This window comes from Micromonospora sp. RTBAU3-60 (assembly GCF_054963695.1).
On sequence record NZ_JBUEGB010000041.1, the window covers coordinates 1 to 18624 of the forward strand.

General features: G+C 70.4%; 14 protein-coding genes and 1 pseudogene. 8 read left to right on the forward strand and 7 right to left on the reverse strand.

Annotated features, from left to right (window positions below; all coding sequences use genetic code 11):
* Positions 1-161: 161 nt before the first annotated feature.
* Both ACY34I_RS28245 and ACY34I_RS28250 read right to left on the reverse strand, forming a co-directional pair.
* Positions 162-434: a helix-turn-helix domain-containing protein gene (locus ACY34I_RS28245; protein ID WP_240033225.1), complete on the reverse strand. Its 273-nt coding sequence runs from the start codon at positions 432-434 to the stop codon at positions 162-164.
* A 32-nt stretch (positions 435-466) separates the two neighbouring features.
* Positions 467-838, reverse strand: a complete 372-nt coding sequence (locus tag ACY34I_RS28250) for a type II toxin-antitoxin system RelE/ParE family toxin (protein ID WP_462758080.1) — start codon at positions 836-838, stop codon at positions 467-469.
* A 203-nt stretch (positions 839-1041) separates the two neighbouring features.
* Here ACY34I_RS28250 and ACY34I_RS28255 point away from each other — a divergent pair.
* Together ACY34I_RS28255 and ACY34I_RS28260 are read left to right on the forward strand one after the other, a co-directional pair.
* A pseudogene (locus tag ACY34I_RS28255) lies at positions 1042-1230 on the forward strand (CdiA C-terminal domain-containing protein); the annotation flags it as partial.
* Positions 1231-1376: 146 nt separating this feature from the next.
* Entirely contained in the window at positions 1377-1781 is a 405-nt protein-coding gene (locus tag ACY34I_RS28260; RefSeq protein ID WP_462758081.1) for an SDR family NAD(P)-dependent oxidoreductase, read from the forward strand.
* Positions 1782-1819: 38 nt separating this feature from the next.
* On the opposite strand, the gene ACY34I_RS28265 is transcribed toward ACY34I_RS28260, so the two are convergent.
* Complete coding sequence (locus ACY34I_RS28265; RefSeq protein ID WP_462758082.1) at positions 1820-2269, reverse strand: MarR family winged helix-turn-helix transcriptional regulator; 450 nt, start codon at positions 2267-2269, stop codon at positions 1820-1822.
* Positions 2270-2414: 145 nt separating this feature from the next.
* On the opposite strand from ACY34I_RS28265, the gene ACY34I_RS28270 reads away from it, so the two are divergent.
* Positions 2415-3659, forward strand: a complete 1245-nt coding sequence (locus ACY34I_RS28270; RefSeq protein WP_462758118.1) for a phosphodiester glycosidase family protein — start codon at positions 2415-2417, stop codon at positions 3657-3659.
* Between the two features lie 64 nt (positions 3660-3723).
* Here the strand turns inward: ACY34I_RS28270 and ACY34I_RS28275 are convergent, their stop codons facing one another.
* Positions 3724-4089: a VOC family protein gene (locus ACY34I_RS28275; RefSeq protein WP_462758084.1), complete on the reverse strand. Its 366-nt coding sequence runs from the start codon at positions 4087-4089 to the stop codon at positions 3724-3726.
* 262 nt (positions 4090-4351) lie between these two features.
* On the opposite strand from ACY34I_RS28275, the gene ACY34I_RS28280 reads away from it, so the two are divergent.
* Entirely contained in the window at positions 4352-6043 is a 1692-nt protein-coding gene (locus tag ACY34I_RS28280) for a YncE family protein (RefSeq protein ID WP_462758085.1), read from the forward strand.
* 146 nt (positions 6044-6189) lie between these two features.
* Here the strand turns inward: ACY34I_RS28280 and ACY34I_RS28285 are convergent, their stop codons facing one another.
* Positions 6190-7938 (reverse strand): amidohydrolase, encoded by a 1749-nt coding sequence (locus ACY34I_RS28285; RefSeq protein ID WP_462758086.1) that lies wholly within the window; start codon positions 7936-7938, stop codon positions 6190-6192.
* A gap of 270 nt (positions 7939-8208) precedes the next feature.
* Here ACY34I_RS28285 and ACY34I_RS28290 point away from each other — a divergent pair, with 270 nt between their 5' ends.
* Positions 8209-9222: a hypothetical protein gene (locus ACY34I_RS28290; protein WP_462758087.1), complete on the forward strand. Its 1014-nt coding sequence runs from the start codon at positions 8209-8211 to the stop codon at positions 9220-9222.
* A gap of 28 nt (positions 9223-9250) precedes the next feature.
* Here the strand turns inward: ACY34I_RS28290 and ACY34I_RS28295 are convergent, their stop codons facing one another.
* Positions 9251-10093 carry an SDR family NAD(P)-dependent oxidoreductase gene (locus tag ACY34I_RS28295; protein WP_462758088.1) on the reverse strand — a complete coding sequence of 281 codons (843 nt, stop codon included), beginning with the start codon at positions 10091-10093 and terminating at the stop codon, positions 9251-9253.
* A gap of 105 nt (positions 10094-10198) precedes the next feature.
* Positions 10199-12415, reverse strand: a complete 2217-nt coding sequence (locus ACY34I_RS28300) for a choice-of-anchor J domain-containing protein (protein ID WP_462758089.1) — start codon at positions 12413-12415, stop codon at positions 10199-10201.
* A 352-nt stretch (positions 12416-12767) separates the two neighbouring features.
* Between ACY34I_RS28300 and ACY34I_RS28305 the strand changes: the two genes are divergently transcribed.
* The 3 genes from ACY34I_RS28305 to ACY34I_RS28315 all read left to right on the forward strand — a co-directional run bounded on the left by ACY34I_RS28305 (position 12768) and on the right by ACY34I_RS28315 (position 18606).
* Entirely contained in the window at positions 12768-13484 is a 717-nt protein-coding gene (locus tag ACY34I_RS28305; RefSeq protein ID WP_462758090.1) for a hypothetical protein, read from the forward strand.
* Positions 13485-13487: 3 nt separating this feature from the next.
* Positions 13488-14345 carry a cobalt transporter gene (locus tag ACY34I_RS28310; RefSeq protein ID WP_462758091.1) on the forward strand — a complete coding sequence of 286 codons (858 nt, stop codon included), beginning with the start codon at positions 13488-13490 and terminating at the stop codon, positions 14343-14345.
* A 73-nt stretch (positions 14346-14418) separates the two neighbouring features.
* The gene (locus ACY34I_RS28315; RefSeq protein WP_462758092.1) at positions 14419-18606 is read left to right on the forward strand and encodes a LamG-like jellyroll fold domain-containing protein; all 4188 of its coding nucleotides are present in this window, start codon (positions 14419-14421) and stop codon (positions 18604-18606) included.
* The last annotated feature ends 18 nt before the right edge of the window (positions 18607-18624 follow it).

Sequence of the window (18624 nt, forward strand, 5' to 3'; positions counted from 1 at the left end):
GCCGGGCGAGGACCGAGCGGCGGGACGCGCAGGCGGCAGGCGAGATCGATGCCGCAGTCAGGTTCCGCCCGCTCAATGGCGAAGCCCCGGCATCAGCCGAGGCTTCGCGGCGTGCACGACAAGCATGAGGGCAACGACAGAGGCGCCATCGTTCCCTCGCGTCAACTGAGGGTCACACGTTCGCCGTCGAATTCGGCAACGAACTCAGCCTTGCCGCCGAGGGCGGCGATGTACCGGGCAACCGTGCCGACCTCAGCCTTCGGCAGTTCGCCACTCTCGATGGCGGCGACGCGCGGCTGTGAAACGTTCATGCGGTCGGCAACCTGCTGCTGAGTCAGGCCGCGCTTCTCGCGCATCTCACGCAGTCGCGCTGCGCGTACCTCGCCGCGCATGCGCTCCTTGTGCTGCTCAACCTTGGCCTCGTCGAGGTTCATGCGGGAGCGGACATCCCGCCAGCTACGCGCCATCAGTGCTGTCCCTTCAGCTCTCGCAGGTGCTCGGCGAACTTCTTGTCGGCTTCGAGAATGCTGGTTTCGTACCAGCCCTTCCAGTTACCGCTCTTGTCACCCGCCACCAGCAGGAGGGCTTCCCGCTGAGGGTCGAAGGCGAACAGGATACGGATCTCGGTTTCCCCTGCCGAGCCTGGCCGCAACTCTTTCATGTTCTTGTAGTTCGAGCCCTTGACTCGGTCGACGAACGGTCGACCGAGCGCCGGGCCCTCGGCGGCGAGCAGATCTATGGCCGCAGCGACCTGCTCAGCGGAGTCGGGGTCAGACTTGGCTAGGTCGAGCAGCCAGTCCTCGACGTCTTCGGTAAGGCTGACCTCCCACTCGCTCACGCATCCACTATAGCCCACGAATAATGCCAGCGTTATATGGACGTGGAGTGCGTACGAGGGGCGGAAGCGGACATCAGGGGACAAACAGTCAGCCTTCCGCCGATCACTGCAGGAGCGACTTCCGGAACTGGTCGGCTGAGCTGCAGCCTCGGGGTTAGCCCACCGGCGTTCCCGGCGGGTCGCCGACCGGGCCACGCACCAAGATCCCACCCGGGGAGGACGACACGGCGCGACGGTCGCTGGAGTTGGAGAACGAGTGCGCCGACACGCTGGCTCGCGAAGGTTACCGGGTGCACCAGAACCCGACGAGACGGGAGATCGCCGATGCGCGGCTGAGTACCGGCGACGTGGGGAAGCCGGACAAGGATCCGGATTGCCTGGTCGAAGGTCACGCCTCACGGCGATCTTGTAACGCCCGCCATCGGACTCGCCCCGCCACAGCTATCGCGACGGCAGGGGGCGGTGCGGCCTCGGCGCTGGTCGGCCCGTCCGTCACCGTCCGGCGTTGCCTGCGCGAATGGATGCCTTGGCTCTACGAATGGCTGTACGGTCCGGGGCCGCGCGGGCCATGCGTCCACGCGGCGGGGGTCGGATCATCAACCTCCCCTCCATTGGAGGCCTCGTCGTCGACGGCGAGAAGTCTTCGGTGTACGACGCGTCGAAGGCGGCCGTTGGGCAGTTGACGAAGAACCTCGCCTACGAGTGGGGCAGGTACGGGATCCGCGTGAACTCCATCGCGCCGGGCTACATGCGAACCGAGATGACCGCCGACCTCCTGCCCACGAAGGCTGTCGAGGATGAGCTCGTGACCAGGCACATACCCCTCGGACGGGTCGGCGAACCGGCGGACCTCGCGGGCGCCGTCGTTTTTCCTCGCCTCGGACGCCTCCGCGTATGTCACGGGCCACACGCTCACCGTCGTGGTTGGATCGTCGCCATGTAGATGAATCCCTCGGCCGCGCTGAACCGCCCGCCAGCCCTTCAGCCCTGCTTGCCCCGGCTGGCCAACGCCGCTTCGACGTTGCTGGCCATGACCGCCAGGATCCGGACGGTCTCGACGTACTGCTCGGGGGTGAGCCCGCGTAGCAGCAGCCGCCGCGTTTCACCAACGCGCTCCGCCGCTGTGCGGTGTGCCGAGTGTCCCGGCTCCGTCAGGGTGAGCGCGTCGCCGTCGCGCCGCACCCACCCCCGCGTGACCAGGCCGTCGGGACCGTCGAGCACCGCACCGAGGGCGGGTAGGCCATCCGGCCAGAACGGTCCGAGCGCCTGCTCGATCTCACTTCGGCTCCGCGGCGCGCTGGAGAGCACGTTCAGGATCTGCCATTGCCGACGGTTGAGGCCGAGATCGTCCAGCGTCGCGTCGAACTGCTCCTCGATCAGAATGTGCAGGTGCTTCAGCCAGTAGCCAATCGGCTTGTCGGCTCCGCTCACGTCGACTCCCTCAGGTCAGCTGTTCCTCAACCACAATTCGGCTCGGTGTCAAGTGGAGTCGGGTACGTGGTTCCTCGATGCCGTCAAGATCAGCCGCATGACTGTTTCCACTGCTGACCTGTCCCGCTTCCGCCGGGCCGGGGCGATCGCGGCGGCCACCCTGGCCGCGGTGGCGCTCGGTGTCGTACCGCAGGCCCGCGCCGAGGCCGCCACCGGCGCCCTCCCGCTCGGCGACGCCGACCTCACCGAGGTACGCACCACCCGCGCCCTGGCCGACGGCGTCACCCTCACCCACATCGAGCGGGGCAGCGAGCCGGCACCCGCCGACCAGATCAACACCACCACGCGGGGTCCGTGGGTGGTCAACGTGCTCACCATCGACCCGAGCAAGGCCCGCGGGCACCTGAAGGCGACCTACGGCTCGGACCTCGCCAAGGTCGAGAAGACCACCGACCTGGTCCGCGCCTCCGGCGCCCTGGCCGGGGTCAACGCCTCCTTCTTCACCTTCACCGCCAGCCAGCTCTACCCCGGTGACCCGGTCGGGCTGGGGCTGTTCGGCGGGAAGCTGCTCAGCGAGCCGATCAGCGACCCGGCCGAGGTCAACTTCGTCGTCGACGCCAACAGCAACCGGGCGCTGACCGGGAAGCTGACCTGGTCGGGCAGCGTGCGGAACCGGCAGACCGACGCCACCCTGGCGCTGGAGTTCATCAACCACCCGCCGGTCGTGCCCGCCGGCTGCGCCGCCCTCGCCGACCAGACGCAGTGCGCCCTCCCCGGCGACGTCGTCGAGTTCACCCCCGAGTTCGCCGCGTCCACCCCGTCCGGCGCCGGCGTCGAGGTCGTGCTCGACCGGCTCGGCTGCGTGGTCCGCACCTCGACCAGCCGCGGCACCACGCTGACCGCCGGGCAGACCTCGCTGCAGGCCACCGGACGGGACACCGCCGCCCTGCTCAACGTGACCGCGCAGGGGTGCGTGAGCACCACCTCGACGCTGACCGACCAGGACGGTGAGAACCTTCCCGTGCGGCCCGGCCTGTTCGGGGTGACCGGCCGGTACCCGCTGACGGCGGACGGCCAGATCGTCGTGCCGGCCGGCTCCGGCAGCTTCTTCGACCGCAACCCGCGCACCATCGCCGGCACCACGCGGGACGGGAAGATCGTGCTCGCCACCATCGACGGCCGCCAGACCACCAGCGCCGGCACCACCATGGACGAGACGGCCGCCGTCGCCCAGGCGCTCGGCCTGTCCAACGCGGTGAACCTCGACGGCGGCGGCTCCACCGCCATGTCCGTCGAGGGCGCGCTGGTCAACCGGCCGAGCGGGTCGACCGAGCGGGCCGTCGGCGACGCGCTGGTCTACGTGGACGGCCCGTACCGCAGCGGAAACTGACCCCGCCACGGACGGGAGCGCCACCTCGGGGCGCGGCCGGATCCATGCGGAGCCGGCCGCGCCCTCAGCGGGCCGTCCAGGTCTGCACCTCGACCAGGTTGCCCTCCGGGTCGCGCAGGTAGGCCGAGCGCACACCCCACCCGGGGCGATCCGCGGCCTCCGCGACGACCACCTCGGCCGGGAGGGCGGCCACGGTGGCGTCCACGTCGGGTACGGGGACCACGACCAGGACTCCGCCGTCGCCCCGGCCCACCGGCAGCACCGCCTCCGCCGCGCGGCGACCGAGGATCGCAAGGACAGTTTCGCCGCCCTGGTCGAAGCTCGCGTACTCGAAGTCCGCGACAACCGTTTCCGGCTCGCCGAGCAGGTCGGTGTAGAAGCGCAGGGTGGCCGGGAAGTCGTCGGCGACGACGCGGGCGTGCACACTCACACGCCTGACCATAGCCCGGACGCTTACGCAACCGCGACGCTGCGGCGGTGAGCGCACCCGGCGGCGCTGTCCGCTCGTCCGCTGCGGCGTAGGGCGCTGCTGATGGTCGCCGCAGGCGCCGGGCCCGGTCCCGCCGTACCTGGCCCTGGCGGCATGGATGATCTTCCCCGCGCTGCCTTTCTCCCGCGGCGAACGCCCTCTAGGCTCGTGCCAAAATCCTCGGCACGAAAGCGCCGAGCCTTGTCACGGGGAGGGAGATCGGGTGCGCGTCAAAGCGATCGCACGCCTGACGGTCGCGGCGCTGGGCGCCGCTTTCGGCTTGGTGGCGCCGATGGGGTCCGGTGCGGCGTACGCCGACAGCGCGGTCGGGCTCGGCATCGACACGTACGCGGCGATGGTGGTCGACTCGGCGCACGGCCGGCTGTTCTTCAGCCAGGGGCGGGAGCGCTCGGGCGTGCGGTTGACGGACCTGTCCGGCGGCTTGCAGCGGACGATCCCGAACCTGCCGGGCGCCAGCGGCATGGCGCTGAGCCCGGACGGCTCGACGCTCTACGTGGCCCTCGCCGACGCGGGCGCGGTCGCCGCGATCGACACCACCACGCTGACCGAGACGCGTCGCTACAGCACCGGCGCGAGCACCTGTCCCACCTGGTTGGCGCCAGCCGGCGGGAAGATCTACATCGGCTATGGATGCCAGTCCGGGAAGGGCAAGCTGGGGTCGATCGACGTACGCGGGGCGACGCCGACCGTCGCCTTGGACCTGCCCCTCAACGGCCAGTACTACTACCCGCCGCTGCTCCGGAGCACCCCGGCCAACCCGAATCTGCTGCTGCTGGTGAACCAGTCCAGAGTCTCGTTCCCCATCTCGGGCGAGCCGAGTCTGTACGACGTCTCGTCCGGGGCGCCGTCGCATGTCGCGTCCCTGGCCGGGGAAACCTGCACCGGCCTGCACGACGCCGCGCTGACGGCCGACAAGGTGATCCTCGGCTGTTCCTACCTGTGGGACCCACAGTCGAACTCCCGATTGGTGGCGACCGAGCACGTGGCGTTCTCGACGGCGGACCTGTCGCCCGCAGGCGCGTACCCGTCCGGGACCTGGCCGACGGCCGTGACGACGTCTCCGAACGGTTCCTTCATCGTCCTCGGCGCCAGCGAGAGTGATTCGATCTACGTCAAGCGACCGGACGGAACCGAGGTCCGCCGGTACAACCTCCCGCCGGGCAACCACCTCGAAGCGCGGGGCCTCGCCGTCAGCGCCGACAACCGCACGCTCTACGCCGTCACCACCGATCAGGACCGGAAGAACCCGACCCTGCGGGTGCTGACCGACTTCGGCACCACCGGATCCTCCCTCCTGTTGTCCGCGCCGACGACGAGCACCCGCACCGCGCCACTCACCATCCACGGGAAGTTGGCGTTCGCCGGTGCGAACGTGTCGACGCCGTGGACGCTGCGGGTCGCGAAGCAGGACCTCGCCGGCGGACACCCGCTGCCGGACGTCACCACTGCCGCTGACGGCTCGTTCTCGTTCTCCGACACGCCGCTGGTCGGCGCGGCCAACACCTACACGGTGACCTTCCCCGGCGACGCCACGCACCCGGGGGCGACCCAGTCGGTCACCGTGCAGGTCTCGCGCGCCGCCACTGCGTTGAGCGTCACGGCGAAGGCGACGGACGGCCGCCGCGCGGCGGTGACCGCCCAGCTCGGCGCCACCCACACCGAGCGCACGGTCTGCCTGTACGCCCAGCCCTACGGGTCCACTCGCAGGACGATCACCTGCGGCACGGTGGATTCGACCGGCAAGCTGACGGCTACGTATCCGACGTACCAGCGGGTCACGTTCAGCGCGAGCTTCGCCGGGGACCACTGGTACGCGCCCGCCGAGGCGTCGGTACGCACGTACGGGTTCCTCTGGAAGCCCGGGGTGTTCCGAGCTACTGCCGGCGGTAGGTGACCAGCAGCCTCGCACCCAGATCCTCGGGCTGTCAGCCGGCTGCCCGCGACCCGGGCGGGTCGCGGGCAGCTTGTCGCTGAAGGGTTGGTCAGCGGACGTCGACCGGTCCCGTTGCCCTAGCTGATCGATCTCTGGACCGGTACGGATCAGTCGAGCGGGGGCAGGTTCGACGGCGGCAGCGCGGGCCCGAGGTCCGGGGCCGTCTCGGTCGAGACGATCCGCCGCGGCGGCCACTTGACGCCAGGCGGCGGCCACGCCTGCCCGGTCCGCTCCAGGAACCACGCCGGCGGCTCGTACAGCGGCAATTCGTAGTCGCCGGGCAGCATGCTCTTCCACTTGATCTTGGCGGTGCGCCGGTCGAACTCGTCCTTCATCTCACCCAGCACCGTCGGTTGGGTCAGCAGGTCGACGGTGGTTGCCGCCAGGTACTTGGCGGCCTGCAGGGTGGTGAGGTGGCCGGCGTGGGAGGCCGCGGTGGCGGTGTGGTGCCAGGAGTGGTTCTTCGTGCCGCTGGGCTGATGCGCGGTCCCCATTCCGATCGTCGGCACCTGCCAGCTGATGTCGGCGACGTCGGTCGAGCCGCCACCCATGAAGACCGTGGCCGGTGGTCGCAGCTCGGTGATCGTGTCGTTGAAGCCGGTCTCCGCCGTTCCGTTGGACCGCTGCAGGGCCTTGCCGAACGCCTGGTCCTCGGCGGAGAACTTCGGCGCACCGATCTGCGTCATGTTGGCGTACATCAGCTCGGCGCCACGCTTGTTGCCGAGCTGGTTCCAGACGCCACCCATGATGCGGTACTGCATCCGGGTGCCGGTGGCCATCGCCGCCGCCTCACCGCACTTGATGATCTTGTCCATCAGGACCTTCGCACGGTCCGGGCTGCCCTCGCGGGCGTAGTACCAGATGCTCGACATCGTGGGGAAGACGTTCGGCGCCTGACCGGTCTGCCGGATCGCGTAATGCATCCGGCCGGTGTGCGCGAGGTCGCTCTCCCGCAGGTACTCGGTCAGCATCGCCATCGCCGTGACCGCGTCCTGGGTGGATCGGGTCGCGAGCGGTGACCCGCCGTGGCCGTCGGTGCCGAGGAAATGGAAGGCGATGCTGTACATCGCGTTGCTCGACGACCAGCTGGTGCTGTTGCCGCTGCTCGGATGCCAGTCGACGAACGCATCGAGCCCCTTGTAGACGCCGGCTCGCACCGCCACCGACTTGCCGACCAGTTGCTCCTCGGCGGTCGAGCCGAAGAACTTGATCGTGCCGTCGAGGTTGCGAGCGCGCATCGCCGTGGCGGTCGCGACGGCCGCACCCGCGGCGGCCGCGCCGAGCGCGCAGTGGCCGCACCCGTGCCCGAAGCCGTACGTGGGGGCGTACGGGTCGTGGTGGTAGACCAGGGGTGAGTGCTGCGGGTTGCCCTTTTCCTGCGACAGCCCCGGTAGCGCGTCGTACTCCCCGCTGAATCCGATCACCGGCTTGCCGGTGCCGTTGCTGAAGGTGGCGACGAACGCGGTGGGCATGCCGCCGGCCCCCCACTTGATGGTGAAGCCGTTGGCCCGCAGGAAGTCCGCCTCGGCCCAGGACGAGTTCCACTCGGCCAGGGAAGGCTCGGCGTACTCCCAGATCCGGTCGTTCAACCCCACGATGCGGTGCGCGTTGTTGTCGATCCAGGAGATGGCCGAGTCCTTGGCCTGCGAGTCGATGGCGAGTGCGGTCGGTGGCTCGTAGTTGATCGGATCGGCGGGCATCGTCTTCGGGTCGAGCGCGAGGTCCGACGCGGCAGCCAGTGCCGGGTCTGCCGTCAGGACGGGGGCGACGGCCAGCCCGGCGCCGGCCGCGCCGAGAAGTCCCAGCAGGTCGCGGCGGTTCATGCCCGAGGGCTCGAGATGATCGGTTTCACACACCAGGCACTCTCCTTCATCCGGTGGGCGAGCTGACCTGGACGACGGAGCACCGGCGACCGGGCCATCAGCGCAATCATCCATGGAAATAGGCAGATTAAACAATGGGTGACTGATCAGTAACCCGTGGTCGCGGTGCCGATGGGCCGAGGACCGCGAGGACCCGTCACCTGGTTGCCGAGCACCGGGAAGCACCGCGCAGCCCTCACACGAGGGAGCGGAATCCCTACCGGGTGGGATGCCCCGTCCGCCGCTCTCCCGGACCGTCGAGGCATGCCAACGCGGATATCTGCGCCCCGGAGGTGGGCCCTGGCGGCGCTTGCCTTCGCGGTCAGCTACGGGCTGCTCCGGCTCTACTGGGCTACGGGCGGCCGGTGGGGCTACACGGCATGCGACCGTACCCGGCCCCCGGGCGCGGCGGAGGCCGCCACCGGTTGCGGCGCCGAGCAGGTGGCGACCCTGACGTTCTGGCAGGGGTGGGGCCCGGTCGCCCTGTCCGGTCTGCTTGTGGGGGTGGCAGTGCTGGCCGTGCTGCGGGCCGGGAGGGCAGCGGCGCTCGGCGCGTGGGGGTCGTGCATGGCGTTGGTCGCGCTGTCGTTCCCCGGGCATCTGCTGTTCGAGATCCCGGCCGCGGCGTTCGGCCGGCCCGCCGACTGGCGGGATCTGATCCACCGGCTGCTGCTGTTGGGCGGTGGGCTGCTGCTGGGGGCAACCGCGGCCTCGCTTGGACCCCGCCGACCCGGCCGATCGGGGATGGCGGGGCCATGTCCGGTGCCCGGGTGGGCGCGGGGTTGGGCGTACGCGGGGTGCCTGTTGCCCGTGCTCGGCTTCACCGTTCCGCACGCGCTGTGGCTCATGGGCGTGCCGTTCGGCATCTCCACGGCCGCGATCCGCGCGGCCACTCAGGACATCGGTCTGGCGGCCGGTGTGGCGCTCACCGTCGGTCCGGCGCTCGGCGGCCTGCTCACGCTGGGGCTGGCCGCCGGCTGGGGGCAGGTCTTCCCACGCTGGATCCCGTGGTTGGGCGGCCGCCGGGTGCCCCGCCTGCTTGCCCTGATCCCGGCCGGTGTGGTCGCGGTCGCGCTGACCACCTACGGCCTGATCGGCATCTACCTGATGTCAGCGGCTCTGCTCGCCGGGACGGCGACGTGGTCGCAGCTGTGGTCGGACTGGGCAGTGGTGGGGACCGAGTTCGTCTTCCTCGCCTGGGGCCTCGCCCTCGGCGTGGCGGCGCTCGGATACCACCAGGTCACCCGGCCGCCCGGAGCCGCCCACGCCCGCCCTTGACGCGGCCACCCGCACCGGTCTCGCCACGTCACGCCACCGGGACGCCCAGCAGGTCGGCCGTACGCTCCCACAGGCGGGTCGCCAACTGGTCGTCCTTGGCCTGCCGGTGCACCGGCCCGTTGGGCCTGAGGCGGTGGTAGTACCTGCCGTTGGCCGCCTCCGGATCGGGCATCGTGGCCAGGTGCACCAGCGGCGCGGCACCCTCCTCCACGCTGACGACCTTGCCCAACAGGCGATACCGGACCAGCGCGGAAATCAGCGGGCTGCTCCGGTTGATCTCGGTGGTGGCCACCACGCCCGGGTGGAACGCGGTCGCGATCAGCCCGGTGCCCTGGGTGCGGCGGGCCAGCTCGCGGGTGAACAGGATGTTCTGCAGTTTCGTCGTCCCGTAGCGGAGCATGCCGGATCGTTGGCGGGCGCCTTCGAGGTCGTCGAGGTCGACGCGGGCGAACCGGTTGGCCTTGCTGGAGGTGGTGATGACCCGCGCGCCGGTGGTGGTCAGCCGGTCCAGCAGCAGGTTGGTGAGCAGGAACGGGGCCAGGTAGTTGACCTGGAACATCAGGTCGTGGCCGTCCTCGGTGCGGCTCCGCTTGGGCAACACGACGCCGGCGTTGTTGGCCAGGACGTCAATGCGGGGGTAGCGGTCCAGGAGGGTGTCGGCGAGCTTGCGTACGTCCGACAGCCGGGTGAAGTCGGCGACCAGCGGCTCGGTGCCGAGCTGGCGGGCGACGGCGTTGGTCTTCTCCGGTGACCGGCCGACCACCGCGACGGTCGCGCCCAGTCCGGCCAGCTGGCGGGCCGCCTCGGCGCCGATGCCCGCGCTGGCCCCGGTGATCACGACGGTCTTGCCTTGCATGATCCGATCGTTCACGGCATCCACCCTCACGAATGAGACGACGGCTCATGGTAGGCGGACGACGCAGGGCACCTGCCACCGGTCCGGTGGCAGGTGCCCTGGCGATCACTCTGGCGCAGGTCAGGCGGCGCCGCCTGGCTGGACGACCCCGTTGATCTTCAGCGTGTACGGCGCGTACTGGCTGACCTGCTCGGTCGGCTCGTCGTAGGCGACCACGGCGACGACCTTCGGGAACAGGCTGAGCACGGCCAGCTGCGCCCGGTTCAGCGTCAGACTCGACTTGCCGTCGAACTCGAACTGCCACGCGAGGGAGTGCTTCTCGTCGAGGCCGATCAGGCGCAGGTTCCAGTTGTGCACGGTGATCGGCTTGATCTCCGTGGGCGAGTCGAACGGGGTGAGGCTGCTGCCGTCGCTGACCGTGGCGCCGCCGACGGTGATGTCGTCGATCAGCCAGCCACCCTCGTTGACGCCGCCGTCGCTGACGTAGCGGAAGCCGAGCAGGATGGTCTTGCCGGCGTACGCGGACAGGTCGTACGAGTGGGCCTCGAACCCGTTGGTCGTCCCGTTGATCGCCGGGCCGAGCGGACCGGCCACCGTCTTGTCGCCCGGGATGGCCGTGTAGGTGGCGCCACCGTCGGTGGAGACGGTCACGTAGCCGTAGTCGAAGCCGAACTCCGCGCCGTACTTGGCGGCGAAGCGCAGCGTCGGGTCGGTCGTCGGCACCGTCACCGAGGTGACCGCCCCGGCGTCGGTGTTGCTGGCGTTCCCCGACCACAGCACCGGGTTGCCGGCGCGGTCCGGGTCGTTGGACACGACGGTCCAGGCCAGCGGCAGCGGCGGCAGGGTCTTGGCGCCCTGGAACGACAGCGACCGCAGGTCACGGCCGCGCAGCAGCTGCCCGTCGGCCTTCTGCAGCGGCACGTAGTCGGCCCCGTTCGGCGCCGCGCCCGGGGTGGCGTTGGCGGCCGGGTTGGCCAGGTTGACCGTGGAGCGCAGGCTCGGCGCGGTCACCCGGCTCTTCGGTACGCCGAGCATGACCCCGTGCCGCGAGTCCCCGACGATCTTGTCGACCAGCGTCATCGTCTGGAAGTCGTGGATGACCTGGTACATGTTCTTCGCACCCTCGGCCTTCACGGCTGCGTCGAGGCTGGCCAGGCCCTGCCGGTCACCGTCGTTGTGCAGCCGGGAGATGATGTCCTGGCCGTACCGGTCGTAGAGGAACTGCATGAACGAGTACGCGTTGCCGTAGTCGGCGAGCACCGCGTTCGGGTTCGGGCTCTCACCCCACAGGGTCAGCGAGTTCTCCGGGCCGCCGCAGTCCCGCGGGTTGACGTTGTACGGCGTCTGCACCGTGCCGAAGCCCTGGAAACAGTAGAGGTGGCTGTCGGCGCCCCGGTCGAAGACCGTCGCCGTGGTGTCGACGTAACCGACCAGCGTCTGCGCGAAGTCGGACAGGCCTTCGTTGACCCAGCTCGTCTCAAACGGGTCGGTGTAGTAGTGCGCCAGGTGCTGCCACTCGTGGGCGAAGGTGCCCTCGTAGGCGAACGGCCGGGCCGGGCGGCTGGTGCACAGGTCGCTGGTCGGCTCGTCCGGCGGGTTCGCGCCGGTGCGGTGCGCCCAGTCGAACGCGTCGACGGTCATCACGTTGCGGTCGAACAGCTCGTTGAACTGCGCCGAGAAGAAGCCCGCGATGTAGGTCGGCGCCGCCGGGAACTGGTAGAAGTTGTCGTCCCGGACGTTGTCGACCAGCGTGACCGTCTTGTTGCCATCGCCGGTGTAGTCCCCGCCGTTGCCGTTGGCGTCCGGCCCGAGCAGCGCGTTGCTGCCGTCGCGGTCCGGCGGCGTGCTGAACGCGGCCGTCTCCTTCGGGTACATGTTGGTGTCGAACTCGTGGACGAAGCTCGCCACCTGCTCGTCGGTGATCTGCGTCGACGAGGGGATCTGGGTGCGGCAGTCACCGGCCGGGAACGCGATGTCGTTGGCCACCCACACCTCGATGTGGTCGCCCACGCCCCGCAGCGTGTAGTCCTTGCGGTAGAGCCGGCCCTGGAAGTCGTCCATGCCGAGCCACTGCCGGACCGTGCCGACCGGCGGCGTGGCCGCCGCGGCCTGGGTCTTCGCGCGCGCCTGGGCACGCGGCTGGTAGCGGGCCGGCGTCTCGACCTTGCGGCCGTCCAGCGTGAAGTCCTTGCGGGTGAGCTCCCGGGTGTCGTTGGGCAGATCCCTGTTCGCCGCAGGCTGGGCGGGTGCGGCCGCCGCGGCTGACGCGGGAAGGACGCCGAGGATGGGTAGGACGAGTGCGATGGCTGCTGCACCGGCGAGGCGGCTGCGTGCCATTGGCCCCCCTTGGGTCGTGAATCCGGTGGACCGGTCGGGGCCGCATCCACCGGGATGACATTCACGTTCGTACTGCCAGATGGTTGCCCTTGGCAATCGTCTTACCGCATGATCCGTCACCAACGGCCGCGGCATTTGCCGCCTCTTTCGGGCAATCCCGGAGCGAGTTGCTGGTCTTCACCACGTCCGGACCGGCTGGTGTCACCCGCAGCGGTCGGGACTGGACGGCGGTTTTCGCGGTCCGGCAATCTCTCCGTAAGAGTTCGCTCGGTTTCCGTGATCTTGTTGGTCACCTGCGGCCGGAACCCTCATGGCGTTTGCGCCCGATCGCCGAGCGAATGAGAGCCCTGTTGTGTCTGCCCTGCGCCGTGCCCTCCGCCACGCCCGGCGTTGCTCCTGGGGCGTAATCGCCCTGGTGCTGGCCGGAGTGCTGGTGCCGGCCCCGGCCTCGGCGCATCCCTTCGGTGCGCCACAGCAGATCAAGGTCGCGGGCGGAGGCGAGCACGGTGTGCGGGTGCGCTGGCTCGTCGGCGGAACCGATGACCTCACCCTGCTCGGCATCTCCCTCGGCGTGCTGCCACAGGACCGGGTGCTGCTGGACGGCGCGGTGAGCTACGAGGCCTCCGACGCCGAGACGTTGGCAGGGGCTCCCCAGTTCGCCGAGTACCTGACCGAGCGCATCACCGTGACCCAGGACGGGCGGCCCTGCAAGGGCAAGGCCAGCGTCGCCGACGACCTGGCAGCCGACGGCGCCGAGGTGCGCTTCACCTGCCCCGACCCGGTAAGCACCGTGACCGTGACCGCCCGGATGCTCACCGACCTGCACGAGGCCTACCGGACGCTCGCCAGAGGCCCCGAGGGGCAGAAGGCGGTGTACGACGCCAACCACGAGTCGGCGGACTGGACCATCGGCGACGGCACGGACGACGGTTCCCCCGCGTCCACCCGGACCGTCGCCGCCGTCTCCTCGGGCAGCAGCGCCCTGCAGCTCTCGATGGTCGGGGGCGTCCTGCTGGCCGTCGTCGCAGCCGGCGCGTTCTGGCACCGCCGGCGCGGACGAAAGGCCTGAACCATGCACGCGACCACCAGCCTCGGCGCCGCAGCCGCACCCTCCGGCTCCGGCCCCACAGCCCTCCTCGATGTCGATCTCTTCGGCGCCGCCGGGTTCGGCGATCGACTGATCGAGACGGTGCAGTCGCCGGGGTTCGTGCCGGTGACACTGGTGATCGCCTTCGTGGCGGGGGCCGCGCACGGACTCGCCCCCGGCCACGGCAAGAGCCTCGCGGCGGCGTACCTGATCGGCTCCCGCGGCCGGGTCCGCGACGCCGCCTGGCTGGGCTTCTCGGTGGCCGCGATGCACACCGTCTCGGTGCTGGCCATCGCGGTCGCCTGGACCTTCTTCTCCCTCTCCGACCTGGTCAGCCTCGAGCGACTGACCACCGGACTGCAGCTGGCGGCCGGCCTGACCGTCGTCGCCGTCGGGCTCTGGCTGCTGCGACGCCACCTGCATCGGCGCGGTCACGCTCACAGCCACAGCCACAGCCACAGCCACAGCCATGGCCACGGACACGACCACGGCCACGGACACGATCAGGCCAGCCCGTCCCGCCCGGGTCTGCTTCTCCTCGGCATATCCGGGGGCCTGGCGCCGTCGCCGGCGGCCTTCCTCGTGCTGGTGACCGGCATCTTCGCCGGGCGGGCCGGGTTCGCCCTCGTCCTCGTGGTCTGTTTCGGCCTCGGCCTCGCCGCGGTGCTCTTCACCGTCGGCCTCATGGCCCTCACCGGCCGCTCCCTCGTGACCCGCGCCGCCGGCTCCCACATCCTCCTGCAGTTGGCCACCCGGGTAGCCCCGGTGCTGGCCGCCTGCGGGATCACCCTCATCGGCGTCGGCATCTCCGCCTCCGCCGTAGCCGGCCTACCCGGCACCTGACCTCCCTCGCCGGATCTCCGGCCAACTACCCCACCCCACCACCCACCCAAAACCCACAGAAAAAGGAGATGTCGTGACGACACGACTCCATCCGTTCGCCCGGAGGTGGCGCCGCCTGAGCGCCGCCGCCCTCGGGCTCGCGATGGCCGGCGGCGCGCTGATGTTGCCCGCCCAGGCCGCTCCGGCCTCGGCCGCCACGGTGCCGGCCGCCGACGTGCTCGACGTCGCCTTCACTGGCGGCACCACCACCGACCGGGCCCAGAGCCTCACCCCCACCACCTGGGGCGCTCCCAGCTACGCCACCGACGCGGCGTTCGGACACGACCTGCTCAAGGTCGACGGGGTCGACGACGCGGTCTCCTTCGACTTCACCGACCAGTGGAGCCGGCTCTCCACCGGCTTCGCCGTCGAGTGCGTCTTCCGGGTCGACACCACCATGCCGGTCAGCGGCGAAAAGGACCTCTGCTCCGACAAGGAGGCCGGCGGCTTCTCCGTCTACGTCAACGCCGGCAACCTCGGCACGATGGCCCACATCGGCGGCGGCTACAAGTCGCTGCTGACCCCGATCAGCGGCAACCGCTGGTACCACGCCGTCTCGGTCTGGGACGGCCAGACCCTGAGCCTCTACCTCAACGGCCAGCTGGCCGGCTCCACCGCGGCCACCGGCGCGCTCACCCCGCCGGCCACGACCGCGCGCCGGTTCGTGGTCGGCGCCGACGCGGCGCCCTCCGGCATCGGGCAGGTCGCCCCGCCGGCCTCCTTCGCGGCCAGCAAGGTCTGGAGCCGCGGGCTGACCGCCGCCCAGGCGGCCGAGCTGGCGTCGGCCTTCGACCTCAAGGCCCCGGTCCCGACCGCCGACGTCCTCGACGTCGACTTCGACGACGGCACGCCGAAGGACGACGCCCAGAACCTCGCCGTCACCACCGTCGGCGAGCCGGTGATCGCCCAGGACACCGCGGTGAAGACCCCGGTCGCGACCTTCGACGGCGGCAACGACGCCTACGCCTACGCGATGGGCGACACGCAGTGGGAGAAGATCCGCAACCAGGTCACGATCGAGTGCACCTTCAAGGACAACGGCACCCTGCCCAACTCCGGTGAGCACTCCGTCTGCTCCGAGAAGGAGTCCGGCGGCTACTCGATCGTCGTCTACGGCGACAAGCTGACCTTCGCCGTGTACGCCAACGGCGCCTACCGCAACGCCCAGGTCCAGATCTCCTCCGGCCGCTGGTACCACGCCGTCGGCACGTGGGACGGCGCCACCGCCCGCCTGTACGTCGACGGCGAGCTGGCCGCGTCCGTCGCCGCGCCGGCACCGCTCGGCCTGCCCGGCGGCGCCGCCCGCAACTCCTTCTACGTCGGCGCCGACGCGGTCAACCAGTTCTGGGCGCCGGCGACGGTCCGCAACGCCCGGATCTACTCCCGGGTCCTCACCCTCGACGAGGTGAAGGCGCTCAACGTCGCCGCCCTCGGTGACGTCCGGAACGCGGGTGTCGCGATCACCGCGACGCTGCCCGCGGAGGGCGACCACCTGAGCCGGCCGACCGAACTGCAGGTGAGCGTGACCAACCAGGGCAACGCGACCGGCTGGCGCTACCTGCTCGACGGCGAGCCCGTCCAGGTCGGCCAGGAGATCGGCGCCGGCATGAAGTCCGGCAACCACACCCTGGCGATCTCGGCGACCGACGTGTTCGGCAAGCCCGTCAGCAAGACGGTCACGTTCACCTCCGACGCCATCCCGACCACCGGCGGCACCGACGTCGGCCAGGGCAGCGGTCGGGTGACGCTCTCGGCGATCGCCCACAACCCCGACGGCGGCGAGGTGACCACCACCTTCAAGCAGGCCACCCCGAGCGTGCCGGTGGGCGGCTTCCAGGGTGTCATCCCGGTGATGCCGTCCGCGCTGGACTTCTCCTACACCGAGGGCGGCCAGATCGGCGCGAGCCCGCGTCCCGACGGCAAGCTGGCGGACAGCCCGTCCACGGGCAACATCCCCTTCCAGCGGTACGACGTCCAGGTGCCGGCGTCGACCGAGCGCCGCCAGATCCTGTGGAACGGTGTGGTCGACCCCGAGCGCGCGGTCTCGCTGCACGCGTGGAACGCCACCACCCAGGCGTGGACCGAGGTCGCCACCGCCCGCGGCCAGGCCGAGGGGGAGACCACGCTGAAGGCCGCCGTCCGGCCGGAGCTGGTCGACAAGGGCGTGGTCCACGTCCTGGTCACCGGTCAGGACCCGTTCGCCGACGACCTGGCGGCGCGCGACGCCACCGCCGGCGCCCCGGCCAACCGGGACCACTTCGAGGACCCGTCGAAGTACGACTTCTCGCTGGCCCACTTCACCGACACGCAGTACCTCGCCGAGGGCGCGGTCGGCGGCACGTACGACGACTTCGACGGCATCGACGAGCCGACCGACAAGATGACCATGGAGGAGCAGGCGCTCTGGGCGAAGTCCTACCGGGACACCACCCAGTGGCTGGCCGACAACGCCGCCCGCCGCAAGATCGCCTACACCGCGCACACCGGTGACATCATCGAGAACGACTACAGCAACCCGCTGGCCACCGATTCCAGCGGCAACCTGCTCCGCCCCGGCCTGGACGAGCAGGTGACCAAGGAGTTCCAGTTCACCGCAGAGGCGCAGCGCACCCTGGACGCGGCCGGACTGGTCAACCAGGTCATCGCGGGCAACCACGACAACCAGGGCGGCGCCGAGACCGGCCCGACCTCCCGGTTCAACCAGTACTACGGCCCCGAGCGCTACTACGAGGGGGCCAAGCAGTGGCCGGCCGAGTACAAGGCGTCGTACCACGCCTGGGACGAGACCACCGACGCCTCCGGCGCCGTGGTCACCCGCGGTAAGGACAACCAGAACAACTACGTCCTGTTCTCCGCAGGCGGGCTGGACTTCGTCGCGGTGGGCCTGTCCTACGGCGTCACCCAGGCCGAGGCCGACTGGGCCAGCTCCATCTTCCAGCGCTACCACGACCGCAACGGCATCCTGCTGACCCACGCCTACATCGCCCCGTCGGGTGCGGCGGACGGCCGGGGCGCCAACTTCTCCACCGACGGTTCGCGGGCCTTCTCCAGCATCGTGGCGGCCAACCCGAACGTGTTCCTGGTCCTCGCCGGTCACGAGCACGGCGTCGGCACGAACCTCAAGACCGGGGTCGGCGTCACCGTCGAGCACAACGTGGTCGAGCTGCTCGCCGACTACCAGTTCTACAAGATGACCGCAGGCGAGCTGTGGCCGGAGAAGGTCGACGCCAACGGCAACCTCGACCTCAACGGCGACGGCACCGTCGATCACAAGAAGGGCGACCTGCTGCAGTTCGGCGCCAGCTTCCTGCGGCTGCTGCAGATCGACGTCGACCGCGCCGAGATGAGCATCGACACCTACTCGCCGATGCTCAACAACTACGGCGCCACCGAGTACGACGACCGCAAGCGCTACAACGGCGCCGAGGACAACATGGTGCTGCCGATCGACCTGTCGTCCCGCAAGACCAGCTTCAGCACCGACGGTCTCGTCCTGGTCACCCCGACCGACACCGTGATCGGTGCGGCCACGGCCAAGTCGGGCTGGCCCGCCACCGTGCAGTGGAGCGGCCTGACCGAGGGCGAGCTCTACGCCTGGACCACCACCAGCCGCACCGGCGACGGTGACCAGGTGGGCTCGGCCGACCAGTTCGGCGGCATCTTCACCGCCACCGCGGCCGGCACCGACGTCACCGCGCCGGTGCTGACCGTCCCCGCCACGACCTCGGTCAAGCAGGGACAGGCCTTCGACCCGCTGGCCGGCGTCACCGCGGTGGACAACACCGACGGCAACGTCACCGACCGCATCCAGGTCGTCGGCACCGTCGACACCACCACCCCCGGCAGCTACGCGCTGACGTACCTGGTCGCCGACACCAACGGCAACCAGGCGGTCGCCAGCCGGGTCGTCACCGTCACCGCGGCCCCGACCGTGGAGCTCACCCCCACCTCGGTCCGCACCAACGACGTGACGGCCACCTGGGGCCGCACCCTGAAACTGACCGCGACCGTCACGCCCACCACGGCGACCGGCCCGGTGCAGTTCATGATCGGTGAGGACGTGCTCTGCGAGGCCCCGGTCAAGAAGGGCACCGCGTCCTGCACCGTCCAGATGCTGCCCAACCCCGGCACCCACCAGGTACGCGCGGTCTACGGCGGCGACAAGACCCACGCGGCGTCGTACGACGACTTCACCCTGACGGTGGTCGAGCACAAGCGCTGATCGACGGGTTCAACGGGG

Excerpts from the sequence above, each read along its gene's own strand:
- ACY34I_RS28310 (WP_462758091.1), top strand. The coding sequence starts at position 13,488 with ATGCACGCGACCACCAGCCTCGGCGCCGCAGCCGCACCCTCCGGCTCC.
- ACY34I_RS28245 (WP_240033225.1), bottom strand. The coding sequence starts at position 434 with ATGAACCTCGACGAGGCCAAGGTTGAGCAGCACAAGGAGCGCATGCGC.
- ACY34I_RS28290 (WP_462758087.1), top strand. The coding sequence starts at position 8,209 with ATGCCAACGCGGATATCTGCGCCCCGGAGGTGGGCCCTGGCGGCGCTT.
- ACY34I_RS28260 (WP_462758081.1), top strand. The coding sequence starts at position 1,377 with ATGGCTGTACGGTCCGGGGCCGCGCGGGCCATGCGTCCACGCGGCGGG.
- ACY34I_RS28300 (WP_462758089.1), bottom strand. The coding sequence starts at position 12,415 with ATGGCACGCAGCCGCCTCGCCGGTGCAGCAGCCATCGCACTCGTCCTA.